Genomic DNA, 250 nt, shown 5'->3' with positions numbered 1-250 from the left:
GTGAACGTCCTGGCGTTACGCTTTCTGCGTTTGGACACGCCGTTGATACCGATAAACGTATTCGTAAACTGGGTGAGTTTGTTCCTCCTGTACAGGACATTTTCTCGCAAGTTCCGGCTGTCGGCCGCTATGAACCAGACAAGATTATTATGCCGTCTCGCCCTGAACGGATGACAGAGAAAGAATCCTTATCGGACTATGCGATCGCACGTTTACGGGCGCCGCTGATTGCACTTGATCAGGATCCAAC

General features: G+C 50.8%; 1 protein-coding gene. It reads left to right on the top strand.

Annotated elements, in window-relative coordinates; translation table 11 throughout:
• Positions 1 to 250: hypothetical protein (locus RTW80_RS30200; RefSeq protein ID WP_312721874.1), on the top strand; the 250-nt coding region annotated here is incomplete at both ends.

The sequence above is a fragment of the Escherichia sp. AM3 genome (assembly GCF_032029835.1).
GTDB classification, from domain to species: domain Bacteria; phylum Pseudomonadota; class Gammaproteobacteria; order Enterobacterales; family Enterobacteriaceae; genus Escherichia; species Escherichia coli.
Note: the sequence above shows the minus strand (reverse complement) of the source record. Positions and strands in the feature narration are given on the sequence as shown.